The following is a 24,461-nucleotide window of genomic DNA, read 5'->3' as shown; positions in this document are numbered from 1 at the left end:
CTCTAGAGCTCCCACGTGAGCGACATCATGCCGCGAAACACCGCCGTTTCCACCCGGTCACGGTCTTCACGGTCGGTCTCGCCGTAAAGCGATTGCGGAAATAAATCATCCGCCGCGTAGTTCATCTCGCCGAATTCCAATCCGAAATCCGCGTGCATCCTGCGCAGCGTGAAGCCGATGCCCGCCGTGAACAGCGTCGTCGCGCGATCCTTGTCCGACGGCGATGTGGCATAGACGATTCCAAACCGCGCCGGTGTGCCCGGCACAATCTGTTGCTCCGCGCCTGCGCGAAACTCCAGCACGTCGTTCAAACCATCGTCCACCTGACTGAACGTGTGCAGCTCGGATTCGAAATAGACTTGCGGACGGTATTCGTTCTGCGGACGGTACTGCACTCCCGCTGCAATATGCGCGGGATAGGTAACGCGGCCATCTGCGGTCGTACTCGTCGTGCTGTCGCCTATCGTGATGTTGTTTCTGACTTCATATTTCAATTTGCCGGTCGGAAACAGCGCACGCGCACCAACCCGCACGCGCTCGTTAATGTCATAGGTTCCGCCAAAATTCACATCAACCGGCATGCCATCGAGCGAGTAATCCACGTGCTGCGATTGGTCGAGCGAATCGGGATTCGCGTAAAACACGCCGTTGTCGTAACCCCAATCACCCGTGAGCAGGGACAAGCTGAATCCCATTGCCATCTTGCCCTGCTTGGCGGCCGCTCCCAATGTGAACGCGCGCAAATCACCGGTCACTTCGAGCACGTTCTTGCCCAGCACCAAATCCTGCACACCGCCCGAGGTGAAACGATTGCGCACCTCTTCGTGATAGGTGTAATCAAATTGATAGGCCGAATAGCTGCCGAGAGAAATGACGAAGGATTCAAGCTCATTCTGTTTCACACGGTAAGAGGCGCCGCCGTCCAGCTTGGAGTAAACGTGGTCATTCAGCGCATAGTTGTTGTATCCCAGCACTCCGTCGAACGCGTCATAAAACGGATAGGAGCGGGTTTCCTTGATGCGCGATACATCCGCATTGAAGCCCACGAGCCACTTGTCAGTTTGAAAAGCCATCGTAGCGGGATTGCCCATCAGCGCCGCATTGCCTAATTGATTCGTCAGGAAGGTGTGACCAAGCCCAAGCGATCGCGCCGAAAACGAACCGGGTCTGGTTCCCGCGCCGTCATCCGGCATCGGAGCTTGTGCAAATGAGCAAGCGGCCAACAATAAAACGGTGACAAAAGTGCTGAGCGACTTCATAGGTGAACAGTATGATAAGTGAATAAGATTACGGAACGATGAGAGAATCCGAAGCGGTCAAGGCGGGTTCCGGTGCGCGGAAGGTGACGTCGTAGAGCAAACCTTCGCGTGCGGCAAGTTTCGAAGTAAATTGCAGCGTCGGATGAGCCGAATCATCTTTGCAGATGCCGGGCGGACAGGAGTCACCCAGAATCACGATTCTGCTCTCGACCAATTCAAGTTTTGTCAAGTCTTGGGGCAGCGCGCGCACGTCGCGGCGCAGAGCATAGGCAAGTAAATCGGAACGGTCACTGTAAATCGGCGTATTGTATTCATCTCGAAGCTCCATCAGCAGGGACGAACTCTGGTAGTCAAAACCGCGCACTCCGCCGCCCGCTTGAAATGATTGCCATGCGAACTCTCCCGTCTGCCAGACGGGAAAAAGGAGCAGCACGACACACGACCAAACCGCGACGGCCGTGCCCTTGCCAGACCACGCACTGGATACCGGCTGAAAATCACGGAAGCTGTCAATTCCCAACGCCGGCCAAAGCACGAACGCCGGAATCAGCACGACCATTGTCGTGGCAAGCGGAAAAAGCAGAAGATGCGCAAGCCAGACGAAACAGAGCAAAATCCAAACTTGCAGCTCACGCCGCTTTAACGCGGGACCGATTCCCGCCGGGCCGCGCGTCGTAAGATAGACATACAGTAATCCGGCTAGAATCGCGAGTGTTGCAATCACGCGCACCCACAGCGGCCAGCTTGCCCGCATTGTCCATGCGGATATCGAATCTATTGCGGGAAGTATTCCGCCGAACAGCTCGATATGCGGTGCGCTGATCTGAGAGAATACGTAGAGTGACGGCGCGAGTGCGGCGGCACTGAAAAATATCACGGCTGAACCACGCCGCGCGAGATTGCCGCGTCCGCCCAGAAGAATCGCCAGTGCGCAGCCAGAGGAAATCACGATCGCCGGAAGCCAAATCAAGCCCGCCACTCCGAAACATAGTGCTGCGGCGGCAAAAGCAAGATTCTCCTCTTCAAGCAGAAATCTCGCCAGCGCCAGCAGTCCCAAAGTGCACAGCAAGAGAGCAGTCGGCAGAGGAGAGAGCGAAAACGCTTCCGAAAAGAGCAACACCCCCATGCAGGCCGCGAGCGAAGCTCCGGCCACGACGACGCGCGAGAGCAAATGCCGCAAATAGAATCTCGTGATGGTATAGAGCAGCAAGCCGAGCATCAGCGACTGCCAGAAGCGCGCGGCAAACTCGATTTCAAGTCCGGTTTTCGCGAACAACGATAGCAATAGTGGCCACAGCGGTCCGGCCGGAAATTCCGCAGCCGCGAATTGGAACTTTGCGCCGGCGGAAAGGTCGCGCGCAGTCTTCAGCCACGAGAATTGCTCGTGCGTTACCGCAATGCCCCACAGCTGCGTTGCCCAGATGACTACTGCCATCGGCAAGACGGCGAATAACAGGGGAAGATACTTATCCGAAGCTGGCCGAAAAACCGGACTGCGTGTCATTCCGATGGTTTCTCTCCCAGCAATGCTTCAATTTTCGCGATTACTTCAGGTGCATCCGGCTGCACTTTGTAGTGAAAGCGCGCGGCGATGTTGCCGTCTCTGTCCAGCAGAAACTTCGTAAAGTTCCACGGAACTTCCTCGGCGGGCTCGCTGTGCTCGACCAGATATCTGTAGAGCGGATGCTTGTTCTCGCCCAGCACCGGAATCTTTTTCATCAACGGGAATTTCACACCGTAGGTGGTAGTGCAAAACTCTTTGATTTGCGCGTCCGTCCCCGGTTCCTGCTGGCCGAAATCATTGGAGGGAAAAGCGATGACTGTGAAACCTCGATGCATGTATTTCTCGTAAATGGCTTCCAACCCCGCGTATTGCGGAGTGTGCCCGCATTCGCTGGCGGTATTCACGATGAGCACCACTTGACCCTTGAAAGCCTCAAGCGTCGTTGTGTCACCGGAATTGGTTTGAAAGGGGATGGTGGTCAATTCGGAAGCCATAATTGCAAGCGGTATCATCAAATTAGTTATCGTGGCAAATATTCCCATCTTCGCGGATCTTTCGGGTCTTTGTAAAACTCTACGCTGTGCATTGTGCCGGATTGACTGCCGATTAATCCGCCGAAAGTGCCGCCGATTATCGCGCCTGCCGCGACGCTTTGAATAATCACAACAGCGTCGTTCTCCTTGTCTTGAAAGTGTCCATACGGTTGAGACTCAGGCCCTGTCTCTTCCACATAATCCGGATCAATCGCCGCAATCATGCCGCCAATAATCAGCCCGAGCACACTGCCAGTAATGCCGCCAATCAGCGCACCGTCTTTGATGCCTTTGCGGACGTCCTGCGTGGCAATCGAGCGAATGCGGTCATTCATCACGACAATCCGGTCTGTCGCACCGTCAATCCGAAACACCGTCGAGTCCGGCCCGATAAACACGTCGGTCGCGTGCAGTGTGCTTCCGGCATGCATCTTTACTGTGGCCGGTTTGTCGTGCAGAAACTTGTCCGCTTCCGCATATCTTTGCGGCGGCGCGTCTTTTTCGATTATGAATGTGTGCGCGCAACCGGAGAAGAAGACCGCGACAAGAAGTATGATTAGGGCGCGATGTTCCATGAGCGGAGGAAGTCGTCGCGGTGAATAGCGACAACAATCGGATCTTTAGATTGTTTGCAGAATTCAATAAGCTGGTCGTCTGTTGTAACAAGCAAATCTGCGTTTCCGTTTAGGTAGGCCTCTATCAAATAGTGATCATCTTCATCTACATGAAGTAAAGACTCAGGCAACTCAAAACTCTCTAATTTTGGAATCCTTTGGCAATTCGACGAGTCCTCCCAAACAGATCCCATGAACATCTTTGATACTCGCCTTGCACCGAGGTCCTTCTTCGTCCACATCAGATAGGCTTTCCTCGTCCAACTGCTGTTCTCGAGGACAACAAGGACGTCCTCGCGAAGCGTAAGCTTTTCAAAGACCAATAGTGAACGTCCTTGTCGATGCTCTCCGTTGTTCCCCAGCGCATCCTCGATGAGCCAGTCATTGATTACGATCCGCATGCCCCAGCTTACTCGTCAGATATTCCAAGCAAGATTTTTGTGTTCTCAAGCTCCGCTTGCGCGAAGGCTTGCAACCCCCCTGAGATCTGCCCTTTCTCATTCACTTCCTGTTTCTCGAATTTGGACGCTTTGCCGTCTTTTGTTACCAGATAACAACTTAAATCATTGGGCTTCATCGCACCTCTCGCTATTTCAGCAAGCATAGTAGAAATAAATACTTCACTGTGAGTCGCGACGACAAAACTTCTATCCTCTTCTTTTGTCATCTTAACGTACGATTGAGCAAGGGCACGAACTGCGCTAGGATGTAGATGAATCTCAGGTTCCTCAACGCAAACAATTGATGCATCTGGCACTAGACAGCGCGCAAGCATGTGAACTAGCTGATTAATACCAAACCCTTCATTAACTAACTCAGAAGCAATGCCAGTTCTTTTGTCCAAAGCATCGAGTGAAAACACTGCAGTGCCGGGCTGAACGTTAAGTCGAAAGTCCCTTCCAGTTATACTCTCAAGATAGCTGCTTATTTTTGCAACCAAATACTTGTCAGTAGACAACATCGTTGCAATTTCATCTTCTGTCGCAAGAAGCGGGGTCACGGGGATTGAAGAGTAAGATGGTTTCGAAAAGCCTCTTTTCAATGGGACCATTACGACATTGCGCAGGCAAGATGATACTTTGTTTGCAAGTTCTTGAATTCCTGGGAAGAATGTTTCATAACCGGTGGTGCCAGAAACTTGTTTAGTGTCGATTCCATTCCACGTAACTTTTGTGGAGCCTCCTTTCTTGAAATCAGCTTCGCCAATCGAAGCCTGATTCAAAGGATATGGGAATGTCACTTCTGCATGAATTTGTAAGGGAGTTTTAAGAGAATCTGGAAATACTTTTAAGCTAAATGTACCCGCGCTTTGACCAAACTTAACTTCATGAGAAACAGAGTTCTCAAAACCGCCTAATTCAAACTTAAACAGTATTTCTTTAGATTTTCGATGATCGAAAACAACACTCTCAAAACCTCCTAGATTCATAAATCCGTAATTAAAAAAACCGGAAACTTGTTGATTCGGATTGAGAACTATGTTTTTGAAAGTGAGTAAGGAATACAAGACAGTGGACTTGCCCGATCCGTTCGGTCCGTAGAAAACAGTTATCGGAGCCAAGTCAAATGTCTCGTCCTTAATTGAGCGAAAGTTTTGTACGGATAGGTTCATCTTACACCTTTATCCCTTTGGCCTTGTCTTCAAAACCCGCGCGGCCCATCAAGCCGTAGGTCAACTGCTTGCCTAATTCGACGCCGGGTTGGTCGTAAGGATTGATGCGGTAGAGCGCGCCGGCGATGGAGGTGGTGATTTCCCACAACATGAAAAATTCACCGATTCCGTGAGCGTCAATCTCTGGAAATGTGATGGTGATGGATGGACGACCGCGCTGAGCGAGCGCTTCGCGGGTGGCGGCAAATTCGGCGGCGATGAGTTTGTTCATCGTTTGTCCGCCGAGGTAGTTCAAGGATGAAATGTTATCGTAATACTCGGGCAGTTTTAGCCGTTTGCCGAATTTCTTGCACTCGAGGAACAGGAACACCTTGTCATATGGGCCTTCGATGTAGAGCTGCACCTGCGAATGCTGGTCGGTCGCGCCGAGAGCTTTCAGCGGAGTCGGGCCGACGTTGACGATGCGGCCTTCATTGTCCGCTTCCTTGCCCAGCGATTCGGCCCACAATTGTCTGAACCAATCGGCCATGCCGTAGAGCCCGTTCGCATAGGCCATCATCACGTGCATTTTCTTGTGCTGTGTGCTGTCAAAAAGATAGAGCAGCGCGGCCAGTTGCGCGGCGGGATTCTTCTGCACGTCGCTATCGAGGCAGCGTTCGCGCATTTCCGCCGCTCCGGCAAGCATCGCGTCCACGTCAAAGCCAAGACAATAGGACGGAAACAAACCCACGGGAGTCAAGACGGAGAATCTGCCGCCGACTCCCGGGTGCAAAGGCAGCGTCTGCAATTTTTCGTCATTGCAGAGTTTGCGCAAGTCGCCGCTTGATGGATCCGTCGTGCAGACGAGATTCTTTTTCCACTCGTCACCCATCCGCTTCTTGAGCAGATCGAAAATTATCAGTGAGGCCGCGGCCGTTTCCGCCGTGGCACCGCTTTTGGAAATGATATTATAAACCGTTTTTTCCGGCTTGCAGAAATTGAACAGCGCGTCCGCCTGCACGGGATCAACATTGTCCAGAACAAAGAAACGCGGATGATTCTTGCGCTTGGCTCCGGAAAGCAAATTGTGCAGCGGGTGAGCCAGCGCGTTGAATATCGCCAGAGGTCCCAGCGAACTTCCGCCGATGCCCGACAGCAGGAAATTCTCGTATCCGTCAAACTTCGCCGCAAGCTCCTTGCAGGCTTGTTTGGTCTTGCCGTCTTCGGGCAAGTTCAGATAGGGCAGTTTATCCGCCGCTCGGTCAGTGCGAATATGATCGATTGCCTTGGCCGTACGTTCCAGTGCCGGCTTCAGCATTTCATTGGCAATCCCGTGGCCGGCCAGCTTCTTCGAATATGCGTAGCCGAAATTTACGGTCAGTGACATGTGCGGCCCTCCCAGGCCAAGTCGAGAAAAATCAGTTTCCGGAACTCAACATTATAGCGAAATTTATGCAGGACTTCAAGGCAAATCAGCCCTTTTTGCCCCTCTTTCCGACGATCCGTGGGTCAAGCGAGGTCTGTCATTTGCACTATGACTCCGGAATCACCCACTGCTCACCATAAGCACGGAATTATTGCAGTTACGAGGCAAGAATCCCTTGACAAGCTGGAAAAAGATACCTATACTCCGAGGCAATTCGGAAACGAGAGACCACAAGCGAAAATTCGCTAACTTTTCTTCCGTTCGATGTAACCTCGTAGATCTCCGGAAGCTGTTCCGTTATGGGATGGCCTCCTTTTGGGTTGTTGCATGGAACGGAAGAGAGGTCAGCGAATTTTTTATTTATGGCCAACTCTATAGCGGGAATGAAATCTAAAGGACTAATACTTCTAACTTTACTCGCTCTGGCAGGGTTATTCTGGCAGGGCTTTTCGGCCGGGCAAAAGCAGTCCGGGAAGCAGACGCTCCAAGTCGCAAAGGCCAGCGAGCCGGGCTTGCACGTCCGCGAAATTCAGCCTGACCGGATTCTGCTGGAATGGGTGTGTCCTGATTACGAAACCGTTCATGATCCTGCTACGGGGCATCTTACTGAAATACACATGGCCGGATGCGTTCCGGTGCACGAGCCGGGCGTGGTTCTGCTGCCGGGAATTTCAGAGCTGATAGACGCCCTGCCCGGACCTGCGTCCGTTACTCTGATTGAATCCCAATTCGAAGAAGTGAACTTTGGGGCGTGCCTGCCGATGCCCGAGGACTTCATCATGGATGAGCGGCCGAGCTCATCCTCAGCTGATGCAGTGTGGGCGGTCGAGGACGAATTCAAGGATTTATCGTTCTACGAGCGTAAACTTCGGACGGAAAAAAAGGGTGAGCTGTGGCCGGTTCGCTTGGTTGAGCTGTCGGAGACCGGAGTATTTCGAGGTCACCGGCTTCTTTCCTTAAACATCAGGCCGATACAAATCAACACTTTAACGGGGCAAGGCCGGGTGTTGAAGCGAGCCCGGATTCAGGTGATAAGGCCTAATTCGTCAAATAGCGAAATAAGACTTCCTGACCGTCCCAACGAGACATTGGCCCTGCGCAAAATGCTGGGAAAAATGGCCGAAACGGCGCTACCCTCGCGGGCGCGGGATGTCCGGGAAGGCCGGGACAATCGGGGACTGGACGACCACGACGGGCCAATCTACAATGTGAATAGCTGGCGGGTATACGTGCGCGAAACAAGCATCGTGCGCTTGACCGGCGAATACATGCATATGATGGGTGTGCCGATTGACCAGATTACTCCGTGGGACCTGCACGTCTATAACAAGGGACGTGAGATTCCGATTGTCGTTGAGGGGCAGGAGGACGGCCGCTTTGATATGTTCGATCATATTGATTTCTTCGGCGAGCGCAACGAAAAGACCTACACTCATCTGGTGCCCGCGCTCTATCAGGATCCGTTTTCCATCGAAAATTGCTATCAACTCTATTGGGGTGACGGACGTCCGGGATTGCGACTGGGTGAAGAGGATGGGTCATGGCAGCCGACGTGGAACGCGGAACTCGTGCGCAGTGTGAAGGCAAAAATGCATTTCGAACGCGACCGCTACTTTGACCGACTCTCGGATTCCTACACGTTCCTTGGATCAAAGCTGTTGCGCGAAGGCCCGCTTGCACTTTTGCAGGACAACTGGTTCTGGGGCGAACGCATTGACGCGCTGACATCGCGAAATTTTGACGAGTTCATTCCGTTCCCGAATCCGAATCCACCCTATAGTTTTGAGCCGGTGATTGTGCGCGCCTGTCTGACAGGATTCAGTGCCAACCCGGGATACAATCACTATGCGGTTGTGTCGTTGAACGGACTGACGGACAATGGATTGACCATTGGACGACAGAACAGCAGCGATACGGCGGCGGTGTGGGGCGGGCAGTCGGCAGTCATCTTCCAGACGAAATTGAATTCCTCCGGTTCGAGCAATATCCAAACAGAAGATCTTATTAACGGCATCAACACGTTCACGGTCACCGTGCCGGGAAATGCCATTTCAGGCACGCTGGACAAGGTATTGGTCAACTGGTTTGAAGTCGAGTACGAAAGAGACATGCGCGCGCGCAACGGAGAATTCAGGTTTGATTTCAACGCGCCGCTCCGAGATACGGTGGCCTATGACATTCGCGGTTTCGGTACATCCAATGTTCAAGTCTGGAAACTTGGTCACAGCCGTCTGACATCGCTGGACGTGCGGCGAGTGACTCCGGCAGATGAAAGCGCGAGCTGGGCGGTGCGTTTTCCGCTGGTTTCGAATGGACCGCATGACGTGCTGGTGTGGGGGGATAATTATGTGCTGCCGCCGTTCTCCATGGTGCCGGATACGATTGCGGTTGATTTGCGGAACCACCCGGGAGCCGAATATGTGCTCATCGCTTATGATCCGTATCTGGCCGACACGTCGCTGCGCGCGCTGGACAGCCTGCGGCGGATTAATTTCAACAACTCGGTGCTGACAATTCCGTTGAGTGAAGTGTTTGAGCAGTTTTCCGGCGGATTGTTTACGCCGTATGCGATTCGCGACTTCATGAAGTATGCGTACGACCATTGGACCGTGCGGCCAACGCACCTGTGTTTGGTGGGAGACGCCGTGCTCGAACAGCGTGAAGGCAGTATTCCGGGAAATCAGCTGCCGTCCTTCTCACCGCCGACGCTTGATTTTGGCTCTGCATCCGCGGATTACCTCATGGGCTGTGTGTCGGGGTCGGAGTATGATATTATTCCCGATATTGCCGTCGGTAGAATTTCGTGCCGCACGCCGCTGGAACTGCAGACCTATGTCCGCAAGGCAATCAAATACGAAACCGACCCTGACTATGAGGGCATGTTCCAGAGCAATGTGCTGATGATTGCGGATACGTTTGACGGTCGAAATGACTTCGTATCAGGCTATTCAGAGCCGGCGATTCGGGAACTGGTCAACAGTTCGTGCATGAACGTGACGCGCATGTATTTGGACAGTATTCCGGCGGGACAAGGTCCCATTCGCTTACGTGACGCTCTGCGCGAAGGCTGTGTCGTCGTTAACTACAACGGACACGGGGGCGGTGGAGTTTGGTCAGGCAGCCGCTTGATTGACGTGACCGGAGTGCGCCTGCTTAACAACCGCGAGACTTTCCCCTTCATCACCAACTTCACCTGCTATGTGGGCGCGTTCGATGACCGTAGTCAGTCTGCGGTACTCGGTGAAGCATTCCTGTTCACACGCAATAACAACAACGATATTATCGGCGCCATCGGATTTTACAGCTCGTCGGGAGTCGGATGGGCTATTGCGGGTCAGATTATGCAGCGGAGGCTGTTTGAGTTCGCGTTATCCGGTGACGCGCTGACCATGGGCGAGGCAACGCAATTCAATAAGGCACGGTATTGGAGTTCGCTAAATACACCTATCGGATTTACGTCGCCGATGGCGATGATGATGATGATGAATCTGCTCGGGGACCCGGGGCTGCAGTTGGCCGTACCCAAGGACAGAATTGATCCTGAAATCGCCGGTGAGTCCAACGTCGTCAATCCCGATGACACAACCGGCACTCAGAATTTGCGCGTGCAGGTGACGGTGCCGTGGGAAGTGACCGAACAAAATGCGACTTTCGCGTATGTGCTGCCTTACAACGACGAAATTTACGAATACCGCACCATCGGCATTCCGCCGCGAGTGGTGGCGTCGCTGGCCACGATTCACTCGCCCGCGTTTGATCCCGACGATATCGAACAATATGACGTTTTGACACGCGAGTGGCTGTCGCCGGTAATTCCGATTCCGAACTTCATTGCACCGCGCGGCACGGTCGTCGTCTATTTGACAGACCCGGTTCTAAAGCGCAACGCGATTGGCTGTTTCCCGATGTTCCTGGCCGACAGCCTCGAACATGTGCAGATATTCGATGTCGGTCCGCTTCCCGGCCCGGTGGCACACAGCGGCGAACCATTCCGCGTCGGAGCTACGATTCTGCATGAAAGCGATATTCAGTCGGTGCGATTCAGGGGAATTTTCACTCCGCCGCAAGGACCGGTTCGGCTCGACACGATGAGCATGGTGCAGTTCAATCCGGGAGTATTTCAAACCACCAGTCAGCTCGGTCCTTACGATTTCGAAGGCGCGACCTACCGCATGAAGTTCTTCGTGACGCCGGTCGGTGAAAGCGAATTTGAATCGGACTACTATGACTTACGAATCGCGCAGCGTCCGGACCTGAACCTGACTTTTGTTCTCTCCTCCTCGCCCGGTGAGAAGGGCGGAAGGCGTCCGTATTATTATCAGCCGGTGCGAGTATCGCGCAGCAGTGTCACGCGCGAAATTGAAGATGTCACCATTCGTCTGACCGCCGTGCGGGACTCCAGCTATGTCGAGTCCGGTGACACGGTGACGGTGGTGCTCGATTCGTTTACCGTGGACCACGTCATGACAACTCTTGGTTTCGGCGAGCCGGAACAGGGAGCTTACATCCCCACGAGTTTCCAGCCGGGCAGATACAGCGTGACCGTTGAGGTCGACCCGGAGGATGAGTATCTCGAATTCCGTGAGGATAACAATCTCCGTGAATTCGTGATTGAATTGCCGTCGTACTATCCGTGCACGAGAATGCGCGGTACTTTCCAGGAGCGGCCGTTCCAAATCGGTGCGCACAAGTACTGGTCGCTGTCCAACAATGACTCGCTGTTTGTGCAGGTGCCGCCGAGCATTCTTGACCGCGACAGCGCCGCTATCGGTTACTCGCAGCCGCGAATGCTGACGGCGGCCGAGACCGCGCAGCTGCAATCCCAGGGCTTAAGACAGCCGTTCACGCAGAGCACGCACGGTGTGTTCAAGGCGATGTTCGATGACACGGTGTCATCGCTTTCCGACAGTTTCTCAGCGCGGGTCACGCTCTCCATCGAGGGACGCGACACTTTGCGCAGTCTTGTGCCGCTCGCACCGTATTCGCTGTTTGTCAAGGATCCGCAGTTGGAGTATTGGCAGATGGCCGAAGATGTCACGCTGACGCGGGATACTGTGGATGTCATTCGTGTTCTTCCCGTTCCCGCGAATCCGTCGCTCGATACCATTATTGTGTGGAGGCTGCGCGCAACGGGGACTGTGCCTTATGTGGGTGAACTAGCCATCTTCCGGCGAGCGGACAGCCAAGGACCAACCATCGAGCTTGCCGTCGGCGGTGTCCGCTATACACAGGGCGCGCTGGTGCCGCGCAATCCACAAATCTTCGCGACGTTTTCCGACCCGGGAGGCGTGCGGCGCGACGAGGGTTTGTTCTACATGATTCTGGACGGAGACACCGTTCCCGACGACATGATTACGTGGAACGACACGGTGCTGACTGCGTCGACGATGACCGCGATGTTTGAACCTGATCTCGATACGGGCATCCACACGATGGAAATTTTGGCCAGCGACAATCAGCGCAACAGCACGGTCTATGAGACACAGTTTGAAGTGCGGGGCAGCTTCGGCTTTGAGTGGGCAATCAACTATCCCAATCCGTTTGCCAGCAACACGACGATTGCCTACACGCTGACAGGTGTTACCGACGACTTCACCGAAATCAAGATTTACACGGTGTCCGGACGTTTGATTCGCACACTTCGTGATAATGAACGCGCTACAGCGAACTATCGCACGCAGAAGTGGGACGGCCGCGACGACTACGGTGACGAGGTCGCCAACGGCGTGTATTTCGCCAAGATAATCGCCAGGCAAGGAGAGCAGGAGATAGAAGAAGTTGTCAAACTTGCGAAGGTGCGCAAATGATACAGTTCATTCGCATCCTGATTCTTCTGCTGACCGCCTCGACTTCGGTACACGCGGCGAAATACGCCGGTGAGTTTCTTGAGCTTGGTGTGGGCGCGCGGGGAATCGCCATGGGCGGCGCGATGGCGGCGCACACATACGACGGGTCGAGCTTCTACTGGAATCCCGCCGGCATGGGATATGTCACAGGTATTCAGGCGACGGGAATGTATGCGGATTTGTGGGACGGACTGGCGAATTTCTCCTCAACAGGTGTCACGTTGCCGGTCACCGGCTCGGTCTTCGCAATCAACTACGTACGACTGGGCGTGCCGGATATTCAGCAGCACCCGGATTATGACGCGGAAGTGGCCGCGATTCTTGCGCGCGCGCCCGCGTTCCGGTTTGTCATTGTGGACGGAGATACGATTTACATCAATTCGGTGCAGGAGTATCTGCTGGCCACCGGCGCATCGCCGTCGGGAGTGTTCTCAGATACCGAGTCAGCCCTGTTTTTCACTTTTGCGAAGTATAATCAGTTCACACTGGATTTGGGCTGGTCGTATTTCACGATTCCGCTGGAAATGCCCGTCGGGTTGAATTTGAAACTGCTCAACAACAAGCTGGGCAGCTCATCGGGCACGGGTATCGGTGCGGACGCGGGTATTCAGTTCCGGTTTCCGATGGATGAAATCGTGCTTGACAACTGGCGGGCAAAGCTGAGTTATGGCGCAGTGGTCAAGGATTTGACACGCACGGAGGTGGACTGGGGCGAAGGAGTGAAGGACGCTGTCCCGACGAACTTCTACAGCTCGATTTCGCTGGAACAGAAAATGCCCGGCCAAAACAGCAGACTCACGCTGGCCTATGAAACGGAAAAGCGTTACGAGCGCAGGCGGCACGCCGGGATTGAGTATAACTTTGAAAACGTGCTGTCAATTCGCGGCGGCATGTGGCATGACGAGTGGTCTGCCGGAGCCGGTATTCAGCTCTGGAGGATGACGGCGGATTATGCATACTACGCGCGCGACCTGGGCACGACACACCGTGTCAGCGTTTCCATCAAGCTGAAATGAGGCACGTATGACCATGGTAAGACATGTGATGTTCGCTGCGCTGGCCGCATTCCTGATTGTAAGCTGCGGAGAAGATACGGCAAGCCGTGACGACGTGCCGCCGCAACGGCCGCTGATGGTTCCTCGCAGCAACGATGCAATTTATCCGCAGGCGGGAATCAGACCTGAGCCGACTCGGACTGATCGGAACTACTGGACTCGTGTTGAATGGTACCGAAATCCGGAAGACGATTTGTCAGGATACCGCGTCCGCAGGTGGTACGAGCATACGACAGCCGACGAGGCTCCGATTGTCGCGGACTTGGCGATTGGAGTTGATCTGATTGATCAATTCGTCCTGTTCTGGATTGACCGCGGCGAAGATCAATTCGGCGATCCGGCGAATCTGCTCGCTCCGAATGATCAGGGACTCACGCGCGGCTATTGGTGGCAGGTGCAGGCCTACGACACGGCTGGAAACCGCTCGGAGTGGAGCGATTCCGTGTATTTTCGGATGATTTATAACCCCTACAATCTGAATATCGCAGGCACGGGTGACAATACGAGATTGACCTGGAATTACCCTATCGGCGGAACGGGAACCTATCTTTCGTTTTACAAGATTCGCGTCTATTCGCAATGGTACGGCATGGATTCGCTGATTTGGGATCATGACCTGCAGCTTTATGCGGAGAACAATTCCGTTCTGGTCGGCTCCGGCGGAGCCTTCAGACCCATGACGCGGGACTGTACTTATGTCTGGCAGTTGAATGCGGTCAGCTATGTCGCGTCGGATACCAATGACGTCGCGCTGGCAGGGTCCGCGATGTACACAACATTTACATATAAAGAGTGAGTCGAAACGGAGGCCGCATGAGGCTCGTACGAAACTTCCCATTCATCATAGTTCTGCTGTCCTTCACCGTGATGTCCGCGTTTGCACAGACCGATATGCAGGTCGGGCAAGTGCCCTACAAGATTCCGCAAGTGAAGCGCATCGGCGAAGGCAGCAAGTACTATCTCAACGAAGCGAACGAACTGCTGATACGTGTTAACATCTGGGGCAGGGTGCAGCGTCCCGGACAGTATTACGTGCCGGCGGAAACGGACTTGGTGGCGCTGATGTCGCTGGCGGGAGGTCCGAGTGCGCGTTCGCGGCTCTCAGACGTCAAAGTTGTGCGCGAAGAGGACACCGGTGAGCAGGATGTCATGACGGTCAACGTGCGCAAATACATCAAGACGGGTGACAAACGGTTGATTCCCGATTTGAAACCGGAAGACACAATCGTCGTGCACGGCTCGGCATGGCAGCTTGTGGCCGACGTCGCGCAGGTGGTCGGTCAACTCGCCATCGTCGCCAACGTTTATTATTTCTTCTTCATAGCGGAATAGCGCATTACCAGAGAAAACACAAAGGGCTGTGCGAAGTGCACAGCCCTTTTCATATCAGCCCCCCCCGGGCCGTCATTGCTGCATGCTCAGAGAGGTCACGAGCCAGCAGCCAATGGGAGCCACTTCCGTGAACGGAAGCGATTCCTCTTTCAACAGTGAATTGACATTGTCACGCAAGTAGGCATGTTCAATCTTGCCGAGATTTCTGTTCGAGTCGTCAATCGGACCGCGATAAATCATCTGCAGATTCGCGTCCAGCATGACCACTTGCGGCGTATGTGAAGCTCCGAATTTCTTCGCCAGACTTCCATCCTTGTCATGAATGTAGGGCATGTCCCAGCCGATGTTGCGATAGAATTGACCGATGCGGCTGTCGTTTTCCGTGATATTCGAGAACACGCAATAGTAGGAGATTCCCCGCGACCGCGTCGTGGTCAAAAGTTGCTTCACTTCAATGCGATGCTGGTCCGTGCAGGGGCACATGCTTGAAACGAATATCAGCACGGTTCCCCGCTTGCCGGGAACGTAGCTCGTCATTTTGCGGTCGGGAATCGTGGCTCCGAAGAGCAGTGCCGGCAGCACAAGCGCGAGGATGAGTGAGCGTCGAATCATGTGAAACTCCATTGCTCACTTGGACGCGAGCAGTGTGCCTTCGGCGACAAATAAACCAACGGCGCCCTTTTCGACATCCGCGAATTCGTGGTCAACGAACGGATAAGTGCCTTCTTCAGGCAGAACGAATTCCACAATTGCACCGCTGGAAGCGCCGAGCAGAACCGTCTGCATGCCGCGCATTTCATTGTCCGGATTGCCGTCAAACCACACACGGTCGAAGATGGTTCCGACGACGTGGAAGCTCGACGTTCCGCACGGCCCGACATTGCAGAGGAAGAGGCGAACTCGTTCTCCGGCTTTCACCTTGAGCGGATTGTTGACATACTGTGCCGGCTTGCCGTTAAACGTCACATAGGTCGCGTTCTTGTCCAGCGCCGCCGTCATGTCCGTCACCCATGTTCCGTCGTCAAGCTTGGTCAGATAGTATTCGCTCTGCACCAGCGCGAATTCCTTGTCAACTTCGGTCGGGTAGCCGTCTTTCGGCTCGACAATCGTCATTCCCACCATGCCGTAAATCATGTGCTGCAAAATTGCCGGGGAGCCGCAATGATACATGAATACTCCCGGATAATTCGCAGTCCAGTCAAACTGAATCGTAGCACCGGGAACAACTTCCTGATACTTGTCATGCGGATTCACCATCGCCGCGTGAAAATCAATCGAGTGCGGAGACGGGGGGGAGATGTTCATGGTCTTGTCCGAGCGGTTGGTCATCGTGAAGTGAACAAGGTCGCCCTGCTTCACACGCAGCACCGGACCTGGCAGTGTGCCGCCGAATGTCCATGCCGCATAGGTGACGCCGTCTTCGACTTCAATCATGCTGTGCGTGCAGTCAATGCGGACATTGTGCTCCTTGGCTTTGACCAAAGGCTTCACATTGGGAGCCTGACTCAGCGAAGGGCCTTCCGCGAGTTGTTTCGTTGTGGGCGGAGTCATGCTCAGTTTGGATTTTTCCGAACCGAGGACGATGTTCTCATAGGTTGTTTTGTTAGCCCGTGCTTCGCCATTACAGCCGGTTACAAACCACAGGGAGAGGGCGGCGAGTGCCAGAATTGAGAGCGACAGCACGATGGACTTGAGGGACAGGTGAGCCATGATGAGCTCCTATTTTAACTGATTAGTTGACCTTTTTATCAACAATTTGAGAAAAAGAAAAGGCCTGATTAATTGCCGGCCTCGACCAAGCCTTGGACAGCGGTCTTTCGAGCTGCCAAGTCGGCAATCGAAGTCCTTTTCAAGAAAGATTTTAGAACAGCCTTTGGCTCTGCCCATTCGGCATGAACATAACACGAGTTGTCTTCAGAACACGTGCCACAGCCCAGCAAGCATTCACCTGAGAGCGCGAGCCCGTCATATTGAGTAAAGACATCCCAGAGGGAAATCTGCCTGGGATCGCGTCCCAGAACAAAACCGCCGCCGGGGCCGCGAGAGGCTTTGACGATTCCGGAGGATGTAAGTTCACGCATCAACTTTGCCAGAAACGGAGCGGGCAGGTTTTCTCCCTTGGCAATATCGGAACCCAGAACAGGGCCTCTGCCATAGTGATGTGCCAGATAGACAAGTGCCCGGACGGCGTAGCTGGTTGGACGGGAGAATATCATAATTGATTAACGTATCTTTTAATCATAATCTATAATTTTAGACCGCTTTGTCAAGTATTTGGTTTCAATAAATGACAATTGCATGCAATTATTTAACAAACTCTTACGGAAATGCCCCCACGTGGTGGTCAAAAAAGAGAGGCCATCAGGCCTCTCCATACGTGTCATTTATACTTTGTTGTCTTTCGTCGTCCCCGTTTTGTGTCATCGATGACGGGTCCCACGCGGCTTGATTCAAGGGACAATAGGCTGGCGATGGTGGTCTCCCGCAGAAATTCCTGCATGTACGTCTTGCGGGGACCCCAAAGCTTATGTACCGGGCAGGGTGTCGTGTCCGAACAGCGGCCATAACCAAGCAGGCACTCATTGGCGAGGGTCAGACCGTCGAACAGCACGGACACATCCTGCAAGGATATCTGTTCCGGTGATTTCGCCAGCTTGTAACCTCCCCCCGGGCCACGATTGGATGTCAGAATCTTCGCCTCCGCAAGGGTTCGCAAGAGCTTAGCCAGAAACGGGGCCGGCAAATGCTCCTCTTTAGCAATCGTCGGTGCGAGTATCGGCACCGCAGAATCCTGCTTTGCCAGATAAAGGAGAGCGCGCACTGCATAAGTAGTCGGTCGCGAGAGAAGCATCTTAACCCCAACGGTAGATTTTGAAACGTGGATTGAGTTGCGTAATCGAGAGTGTCTTTCCTGACCGGTTCAGTATTGTAATAAGATTGTCATCCGGATCGCGGAGATTCTGGACGACATCGTGGCGAAGGTAGTATATCTCGTCTTTCAGTCGCGACAGTTCGGTGAGTTTTGTAACCGCAGCCAAGCTGTCCGCCTGCAGATCGATCTGCTCCCAGTTCTTTTCAATTCCGGGAGCGTAGTAACTCAAGAGACGATAGTGACCGGGAAGCAGGACCAGGGAGGAGGACTCACTCACAGAGGTGGAGAGCACCTCGGCCGCCGTACGCCAGTTCTCCTTGCGGCCATAGTGTTCCGGACTCCAATAATGCGACAGGGCAACAGCTGCGATGATTGCACCTATGGCCGCCATTGTTTTCCGACCGTTGAGGTTGCGAATATCGTCAAAGGCAAGGGCGAGGAATAACAACGCAAACGGGAGGGAGAAAATCAAGTATTTCGGCTGCAGAAAATACTTTCCCGTCGCGGCGCTGGCCAGCGCTGCCAGCAGGACCGGCACGGTAAACAGTTCGTGTCCCAGCCACAGCGAAGCCCGTCCGGTGTCCCGCGAGTGCAGCCACGCCACTTTCCACAGGATAACGGCTCCGGCAATCAGAACAAGCAGGGCCAGCGGCAGATTGGCCAGCAAATCACCCGCTCCCACTGCGCGCCCCGCGCCCTGTTCTCCCAAGGCGAAGTAATTGAATCCCACGGTGAAGGCCGCCAGCAGTTTCGGGATTGCGCTCAGAAAATGCATGTGATACTCGCCGCCGCGAGTTTCCTGAAAGCGCATCAGGTTCGGCAGATTCGGCAGATAGAGCAGAACCGTGGCCGCGAGCGAACTCCAACCCCTGATGAGCGAAAGTCGTTTGCGCTCGCGCAGAAATGTCAAAGCCATGCCCATCAAGAAGAGCCAGTATAGCAGATGCGTGTACACTCCGGCAACGGCAACCAGCACGAATCCAAGCCACCGCCACCACGTAAAACGTTCGAGGATGAGCAGGAGCAAATAGGCTTGCGCCAGCGCAATCGCCGCCACCATCGAGTACATGCGCAGTTCCTGCGAGAATTCAATCAGCATGGGTGACGCGGCCACCAGCACGGCCAGCAAAAGGCCGAGTTTCTCGTCGCGAAGTTTGCGGCCGAATAGATACGCGAGCGGAATCTGCACCACACCGAAGAGTAACGGCAGCATTCGCAGGCCGAGTTCGCCTTCAAAGCCGAGCTGCCGCCATATATAGAGGAGAGTGAAGAAGAGTGGACGAAAGCGGTCTTCGGTGTCCGTAATCAGCTTGGAACTGTCGCGGATGACGGAGAATCCTTCATCGCCATAAAAACTGTAATCAAGATACGGCACGCGCACGCAAAACGCCGCCGCCGTAATTACGAAGAGGACATATGCCGGAATATCTCGCGCCGGAGAACTATCCTTCACGAATCGCCTCCACGGGAGACAGCCTCGATGCTTTGCGCGCAGGATAGAGCGACCCCAGATAAGCCAGCAGAATCGCGATGACAATCACGAGCACGAAATCGAGCGGCATCATTTTGACGGGCAGCGCGTCGAGAAAGTAGATATCCGAGGGCAGAGCAATCCACTCATACTTGAGTTGGCCGTAGCATACGACGAATCCGAGCAATGTCCCCAGCACGGCGCCGCTGATACCGACAATCAGTCCCTGCAGCGAAAACACGGCTGCGATATCCTTGTCACGAGCACCCATGGCTTTCAATATCCCGATATCGCGCCGTTTCTCCATGGACACCATGATCAAGGTGGAGAGAATATTAAACGCCGCCACGATGATGATGATGGAGAGAATAATCGTCCACATCCATTTCTCGATCTTCATCCACGAAAACAGCGTCGAGCGCAGCTCATACCACGTGCGCACGAAGAAATCGGCGCTGAACTTCGATTCGATTTTCTCGCGCACCTGGTCAGCGGCAAAGAGGTCGGCGATTTTTATTTCGAGACCGTCCACCTTGTCCTTGCGCAGGAACACTCTTTGCGCCGTCTCGATATCCATATAAGCGAGTACGTCGTCGAACTCGAATAAACCCGTCTGAAACGTTCCGGCAAGCACGAACTGTTTGACTTGCGGAGTTGAAAGTGGGCCGGTCACGCCTGCGGGTGAGAAAACCACGACCGTGTCCCCGGCGGCGACATCGAGCCGTTCGGCCAGAAATCTGCCCAGCACAATTCCCGGCAGTCCGTCGCGCTTCAGTTTCAGTGTGCCGGTCTTCATATGCAATGGCAAGTCGGACACTTCGGCAAGCGTGGCCTCATCCACTCCGCGAAATGCTGCCGCCTCCGCTTTCTTCTTCGCGCGCACCATTCCCTTTTCGAAAATGAACGGCGACACTCCCGTCACGTCGGGGACTTCGCGCACGATCTTCTGCGCGTCCTGCCAAGCAGCGAGTCCGTCTTGGTCAAATGTCTCCAAACGCAGATGCGCGTCCGCTCCCAAAATCCGCGCGCGCACTTCCGTCTCAAAGCCGTTCATGACCGACAGCACAATAATCAGCGCGGCGGTGCCAATCGTGACACCGCCTACCGATAGATAGGTTATCAGCGAGATAAACCCGCCGTGCGTCCGCGCACGCAGGTATCGCGAGGCTATGAAAAGGGGGGTGGACAAGAAGTCTTAACTTCTCAAATGCGGGAACAAAATTACTTCGCGGATAGAATCCTGATCCGTCAGGAGCATCGTCAATCTGTCAATGCCGATGCCCATGCCGCCTGTCGGAGGCATGCCGTATTCGAGTGCGTTCAGGAAATCTTCGTCAATCGGCTGCGTCTCTTCGTCGCCGGCCTCTTTTAGTTTGCGCTGAGCTTCAAAGCGTTCGCGCTGGTCGAGCGGATCGTTGAGCTCTGAGAAGGCATTGCCTAATTCGAATCCCAATGCGAAAGGCTGAAAGCGCTCCACCAAACGCGGGTCTCCACGATGTTTCTTGGCAAGCGGCGACAGGGACAGCGGATAATCGTAGATGAAGGTCGGCTCGACGAGCTTCGGCCGCACAAGCGTCTTCATCATTTCATCGAGAATCTTGCCTTCACCCATCTCGCGCGTAATTTCGACATCGTGTGACTTGGCCGCTTCGCCCAATTCCGCAAGCGAAATCCCGAGCAAGTCCCTGCCCGTGGCTTCCTTCAGCAAATCAAAGAAACGCGCGCGTCTGAACGGCTTTCCGAAATCCACGGTCTTGCCTTGATAGGTGACCACAGTTGTGCCAAGTGCGCGCATCGCGACGTGCCGGAACATCTCTTCTGAGAGGTTCATAATCATTTCAAAATCCGCGAAGGCCTGATAGAACTCCAGCATGGTGAATTCAGGATTATGGAATCTGTCCATACCCTCGTTGCGAAAGTCCTTGCAGATTTCATACACTTTCTCGAAGCCGCCCACCAAGAGCCGCTTCAAGTAGAGTTCATCGGCGATGCGCAAATAGAACGTGCGGTCAAGCGCGTTGTAGTGAGTCATGAAGGGACGGGCAAGCGCTCCTCCGTAAAGCGGCTGCAATGCGGGAGTCTCCACTTCGAGATAGCCGCGCGCATCAAGAAACTCGCGAATCGCCGAGATAATTTTCGCCCGCGTGCGGAAAATCCCGCGATTCTCCGGATTGACGGCAAGGTCAATATAACGCTGACGATAGCGTGACTCCTTGTCAGAGAACGCATCAAAGACTTCATCGCCCTGCTGCTTGACAACGGGAAGAGGCTTGACGCTCTTGGAGAGTATCACCACTTCACTTGCGCGAAGCGACTTCTCGCCGGTCTTGGTCAGGAACGCCGTGCCGCGCACTCCAATCCAGTCGGAAATGTCAAAAAGCTTGAAGAGAGTGAATGCCTCGTCACCGACGCGGTCGCGCTGCACATAGACCTGCATCTGGCCGAATTCATCTCGCACATGACAAAAGGCCGCCTTGCCCATGATTCTCACGGAGACAATGCGGCCGGCAATCGCGAACTCGGGACCGACGTGGTCTTCTGACTCCTGCACACTCTCAAACCTTTCGAGCAGCTCGGGAATGTGAATCGTCTTTTCAAACGAATAGGGGTAGGGATTGACACCGTGACTGCGCAGCGTGTCAAGTTTTTCGCGGCGCAGTCTTAAAAGTTCGGAGAGTTCTTCGTGTTGGTCGTGCGTATGTTCAGTCATATCGGCGGGACAGGTGATGGTGCCGCAATTACGGCACCGTAAAGAAGTAGGTTAGTTTCGCGCGCAATGTCCGGTCGCCCGGCATGCTCACATCAATCGGTTCAACATCGCGGTATGTTTCGTCGTACACAAGATACACCCAGCTGCCCGGATTCCAATTATAGGACATGAGCAGATTCGTGTACAACCTGCCCTGTTCAGACTCGTAGAAATCCTTCTCGACCCATTGAAACGTGCCGCGGAACGAGAGCTTGAGCGTCGGTGACCACGTTGTTTTCCATATCCAAATGCGAAAGTCCGTGCGCTCATCGTTGAAGTCGCGCGCATCCTGAACCTGTGTCCAGTTCATCCGCAGGTTGGTCTCGACATTCGAGCGCGGACGCAGCGTGAATTGCGGGTCAAGACCGACAGCCTTGCCGTCGCGGAAATAGCGGTAGCGCGCTTCCAGCGAATAGCGGTAGGGCTTGGTGTTATCGCTGTAGAACCAAAGCCAGTGCCAGAAGTATTTGTAGTATTCGAAATTGAAGCTGCCGAAATTATCGCGGTACTCGCCGCCGGACGGGCCGACATAGCGCCTGCGAAAGTCGTCGCCGTGCTCTGTTCCCGCACCGAAATCCCAGTTGCTTCTCGTTGTGGCAAAGAAACCTGCGCTGACCGTTCCCTCGGCTTTCGTGTTATCCTGCAGAGCGGAGCGCAGTCCATTGATGTCGAAACCTATGTTGCGCAGAAATGTACCGTTCAAGAAATAGTTGTCACCAATCCAGAACGACTGGCGAAACGCATTGGAGAAGTCGCCCCATCCGAGGTCGTTGACATCGTAATCCTTGCCGCGATAGGCGATGGCCAAATCCATCTGCACGGGGCCGTAATCCCGCAAATAGGCCGCGCGCGCCTCGACCGGCTGCTCATCGCGAACTTCAGCGACGCGGTACCAATGCTGCACGGGCTTGCCGCTTCTGTCCACCGCACCGAACCAAACGTGCAGCCTGTCCCGTTCGCGCCAGCGGAAGCGCGCATCCAAGCCGGCGGCCCCCGCTTGATAGCCCGATTGATTCAGATAAGTCCAGGTTAACCCGACGCGGTTGCGCTGTCCGATGTTCAGCGTTGTCCGTCCCGCCGTCGCGTCCTGCAGAATCTCGCGGCTGTCAAAATTCTCGTCGCGGTAGGCAAGACGGTTCTTCCCGGCCAGAGCACTGAGTTTGAACCTGCCCTCCTGCACATTCACTCGTCCGCCATAATCCGGATCGGCCACACGGCGCGTATAAATCAGGCGGTAGGGAGTCTCTTCGAAATACTCTTTCGATTCCAAGAAGAACGGTCGCTTCTCTTCCAGAAATACCGGATAATCGGAAAGATTAATCACCTCGTCGTCCACGTCCACTTGCGCAAAATCCGGCTGATATGCCGCGTCAATACTCAGTGCAGCAGACGGAACATATTTGACAGTGAGACCCAGATTCTCCCATTCATTTTCAGAACGGAAATCCTCGCCGGCGGGAGCGTCCCATCTGCCGACGGCATGTGGGAGAATCTCTATGTGCGCGGAGGGAGCGATGTTTTGAAGACCCTTCAGCACCCCGATGTTCGAAGCCTTCCAGCCGATTTCGGGGTCCACAGGCGGCCAGAATCCCGCCTCGTTAATGCGATAGAGCTTGCGCGCAAAGGCGACTCCCCAGCCGTCTTCGCGCGGACCGCCGTGACGCATGATTTGAAACGGAATCCGCAGCTCACAGCTCCAGCCGCTGTCCGTAATGGCCACGGCCGATTCCCATACCGCGTCCCACGACGCGCTCAAGTTCGATTCGCTGAAGAACGTCCCTTCCGCCTGCACACCGGCTGCGGTTACCGTGAACCAATAGCCGCTGCGCTGGTCGTGAAACGTGTCGAGATACAGGTCGATGAAATCCGAGTTGGCGTCGTTGTCCCGTCTCTGAATCTGACCCTTGACGCTGTCCGGAGCTGTGTCATAGAGCATGTATCCGAAGTAAAGCGCATCCTCGTCATAGAGGACATACACTTCTGACTTCTGGGTCGCAGGAGCAGGATAGCCCGGTTCGCGCTGAATAAAGTTGTCGGCCTTCCCGCCCGAAAGCCAGGCGCTTTCCAGTTTACCGTCCAAGTGGATGGGGGTGGCAAGCCTTTGAGCAACTATCTCATAGCCCGGCATATCCGCCCCGGCAGTCCGAAACAGTATCAAGACGAAAACGGCGAAAGCAAATGGCATGGGTCCTCCAGAACGTGTAGTAAG

Annotated in this window: 19 protein-coding genes; 4 read left to right on the top strand and 15 right to left on the bottom strand. The window is 54.3% G+C overall.

All coding sequences use genetic code 11. The features are described 5' to 3' along the window. Positions 1-2 precede the first annotated feature (2 nt). From HUU59_05585 to HUU59_05555, 7 genes are read right to left on the bottom strand one after another with little or no spacing between them, the layout of a single operon-like run. Positions 3-1,259 (bottom strand): hypothetical protein, encoded by a 1,257-nt coding sequence (locus tag HUU59_05585; protein ID NUO18902.1) that lies wholly within the window; start codon positions 1,257-1,259, stop codon positions 3-5. Positions 1,260-1,287: 28 nt separating this feature from the next. After that, a complete protein-coding gene (locus tag HUU59_05580; protein ID NUO18901.1) occupies positions 1,288-2,763 on the bottom strand; it encodes a hypothetical protein in 1,476 nt (491 codons plus the stop codon). Further along, complete coding sequence (locus HUU59_05575; protein NUO18900.1) at positions 2,760-3,257, bottom strand: glutathione peroxidase; 498 nt, start codon at positions 3,255-3,257, stop codon at positions 2,760-2,762. The genes HUU59_05580 and HUU59_05575 overlap by 4 nt, the downstream gene beginning before the upstream one ends. Before the next feature lie 26 nt (positions 3,258-3,283). Continuing rightward, positions 3,284-3,871 (bottom strand): hypothetical protein, encoded by a 588-nt coding sequence (locus tag HUU59_05570; protein NUO18899.1) that lies wholly within the window; start codon positions 3,869-3,871, stop codon positions 3,284-3,286. Beyond that, entirely contained in the window at positions 3,853-4,311 is a 459-nt protein-coding gene (locus HUU59_05565) for a hypothetical protein (protein NUO18898.1), read from the bottom strand. The genes HUU59_05570 and HUU59_05565 overlap by 19 nt, the downstream gene beginning before the upstream one ends. Before the next feature lie 8 nt (positions 4,312-4,319). Next, positions 4,320-5,522, bottom strand: coding sequence for an AAA family ATPase (locus HUU59_05560; GenBank protein NUO18897.1), 1,203 nt, complete (start codon positions 5,520-5,522; stop codon positions 4,320-4,322). Position 5,523: 1 nt separating this feature from the next. Next, positions 5,524-6,888 carry a glucose-6-phosphate isomerase gene (locus HUU59_05555; GenBank protein ID NUO18896.1) on the bottom strand — a complete coding sequence of 455 codons (1,365 nt, stop codon included), beginning with the start codon at positions 6,886-6,888 and terminating at the stop codon, positions 5,524-5,526. A gap of 422 nt (positions 6,889-7,310) precedes the next feature. Here HUU59_05555 and HUU59_05550 point away from each other — a divergent pair, with 422 nt between their 5' ends. From HUU59_05550 to HUU59_05535, 4 genes are read left to right on the top strand one after another with little or no spacing between them, the layout of a single operon-like run. Beyond that, on the top strand, positions 7,311-12,734 hold the full coding sequence (locus tag HUU59_05550; protein NUO18895.1) for a T9SS type A sorting domain-containing protein: 5,424 nt from the start codon (positions 7,311-7,313) through the stop codon (positions 12,732-12,734). Beyond that, positions 12,731-13,789, top strand: a complete 1,059-nt coding sequence (locus HUU59_05545) for a hypothetical protein (GenBank protein ID NUO18894.1) — start codon at positions 12,731-12,733, stop codon at positions 13,787-13,789. The genes HUU59_05550 and HUU59_05545 overlap by 4 nt, the downstream gene beginning before the upstream one ends. Before the next feature lie 7 nt (positions 13,790-13,796). Further along, complete coding sequence (locus HUU59_05540; GenBank protein NUO18893.1) at positions 13,797-14,624, top strand: hypothetical protein; 828 nt, start codon at positions 13,797-13,799, stop codon at positions 14,622-14,624. Between the two features lie 17 nt (positions 14,625-14,641). Beyond that, positions 14,642-15,160, top strand: a complete 519-nt coding sequence (locus HUU59_05535) for a hypothetical protein (protein ID NUO18892.1) — start codon at positions 14,642-14,644, stop codon at positions 15,158-15,160. A 72-nt stretch (positions 15,161-15,232) separates the two neighbouring features. Here HUU59_05535 and HUU59_05530 read toward each other — a convergent pair whose 3' ends face one another. The 8 genes from HUU59_05530 to HUU59_05495 all read right to left on the bottom strand — a co-directional run bounded on the left by HUU59_05530 (position 15,233) and on the right by HUU59_05495 (position 24,437). Beyond that, entirely contained in the window at positions 15,233-15,772 is a 540-nt protein-coding gene (locus tag HUU59_05530) for a redoxin domain-containing protein (GenBank protein NUO18891.1), read from the bottom strand. A 15-nt stretch (positions 15,773-15,787) separates the two neighbouring features. Beyond that, positions 15,788-16,870, bottom strand: a complete 1,083-nt coding sequence (locus HUU59_05525) for a multicopper oxidase domain-containing protein (protein NUO18890.1) — start codon at positions 16,868-16,870, stop codon at positions 15,788-15,790. Positions 16,871-16,938: 68 nt separating this feature from the next. Beyond that, complete coding sequence (locus HUU59_05520) at positions 16,939-17,376, bottom strand: Rrf2 family transcriptional regulator (GenBank protein ID NUO18889.1); 438 nt, start codon at positions 17,374-17,376, stop codon at positions 16,939-16,941. Positions 17,377-17,540: 164 nt separating this feature from the next. Next, positions 17,541-18,011: an Rrf2 family transcriptional regulator gene (locus HUU59_05515; GenBank protein NUO18888.1), complete on the bottom strand. Its 471-nt coding sequence runs from the start codon at positions 18,009-18,011 to the stop codon at positions 17,541-17,543. 1 nt (position 18,012) lies between these two features. Beyond that, on the bottom strand, positions 18,013-19,485 hold the full coding sequence (locus HUU59_05510) for a glycosyltransferase family 39 protein (GenBank protein ID NUO18887.1): 1,473 nt from the start codon (positions 19,483-19,485) through the stop codon (positions 18,013-18,015). Further along, positions 19,475-20,692 (bottom strand): lipoprotein-releasing ABC transporter permease subunit, encoded by a 1,218-nt coding sequence (locus tag HUU59_05505; protein NUO18886.1) that lies wholly within the window; start codon positions 20,690-20,692, stop codon positions 19,475-19,477. The genes HUU59_05510 and HUU59_05505 overlap by 11 nt, the downstream gene beginning before the upstream one ends. Before the next feature lie 6 nt (positions 20,693-20,698). Beyond that, a complete protein-coding gene (gene lysS, locus HUU59_05500) occupies positions 20,699-22,213 on the bottom strand; it encodes a lysine--tRNA ligase (GenBank protein NUO18885.1) in 1,515 nt (504 codons plus the stop codon). Positions 22,214-22,241: 28 nt separating this feature from the next. Then, positions 22,242-24,437: a carbohydrate binding family 9 domain-containing protein gene (locus tag HUU59_05495; GenBank protein ID NUO18884.1), complete on the bottom strand. Its 2,196-nt coding sequence runs from the start codon at positions 24,435-24,437 to the stop codon at positions 22,242-22,244. Positions 24,438-24,461: the final 24 nt, after the last annotated feature.

The sequence above is a fragment of the bacterium genome (assembly GCA_013360195.1).
In the GTDB taxonomy this organism is placed as follows: Bacteria; Electryoneota; RPQS01; order RPQS01; family RPQS01; genus JABWCQ01.
The sequence above is the reverse complement of the archived record's forward strand: the minus strand, read 5'-3'. Positions and strand labels throughout refer to the sequence as shown.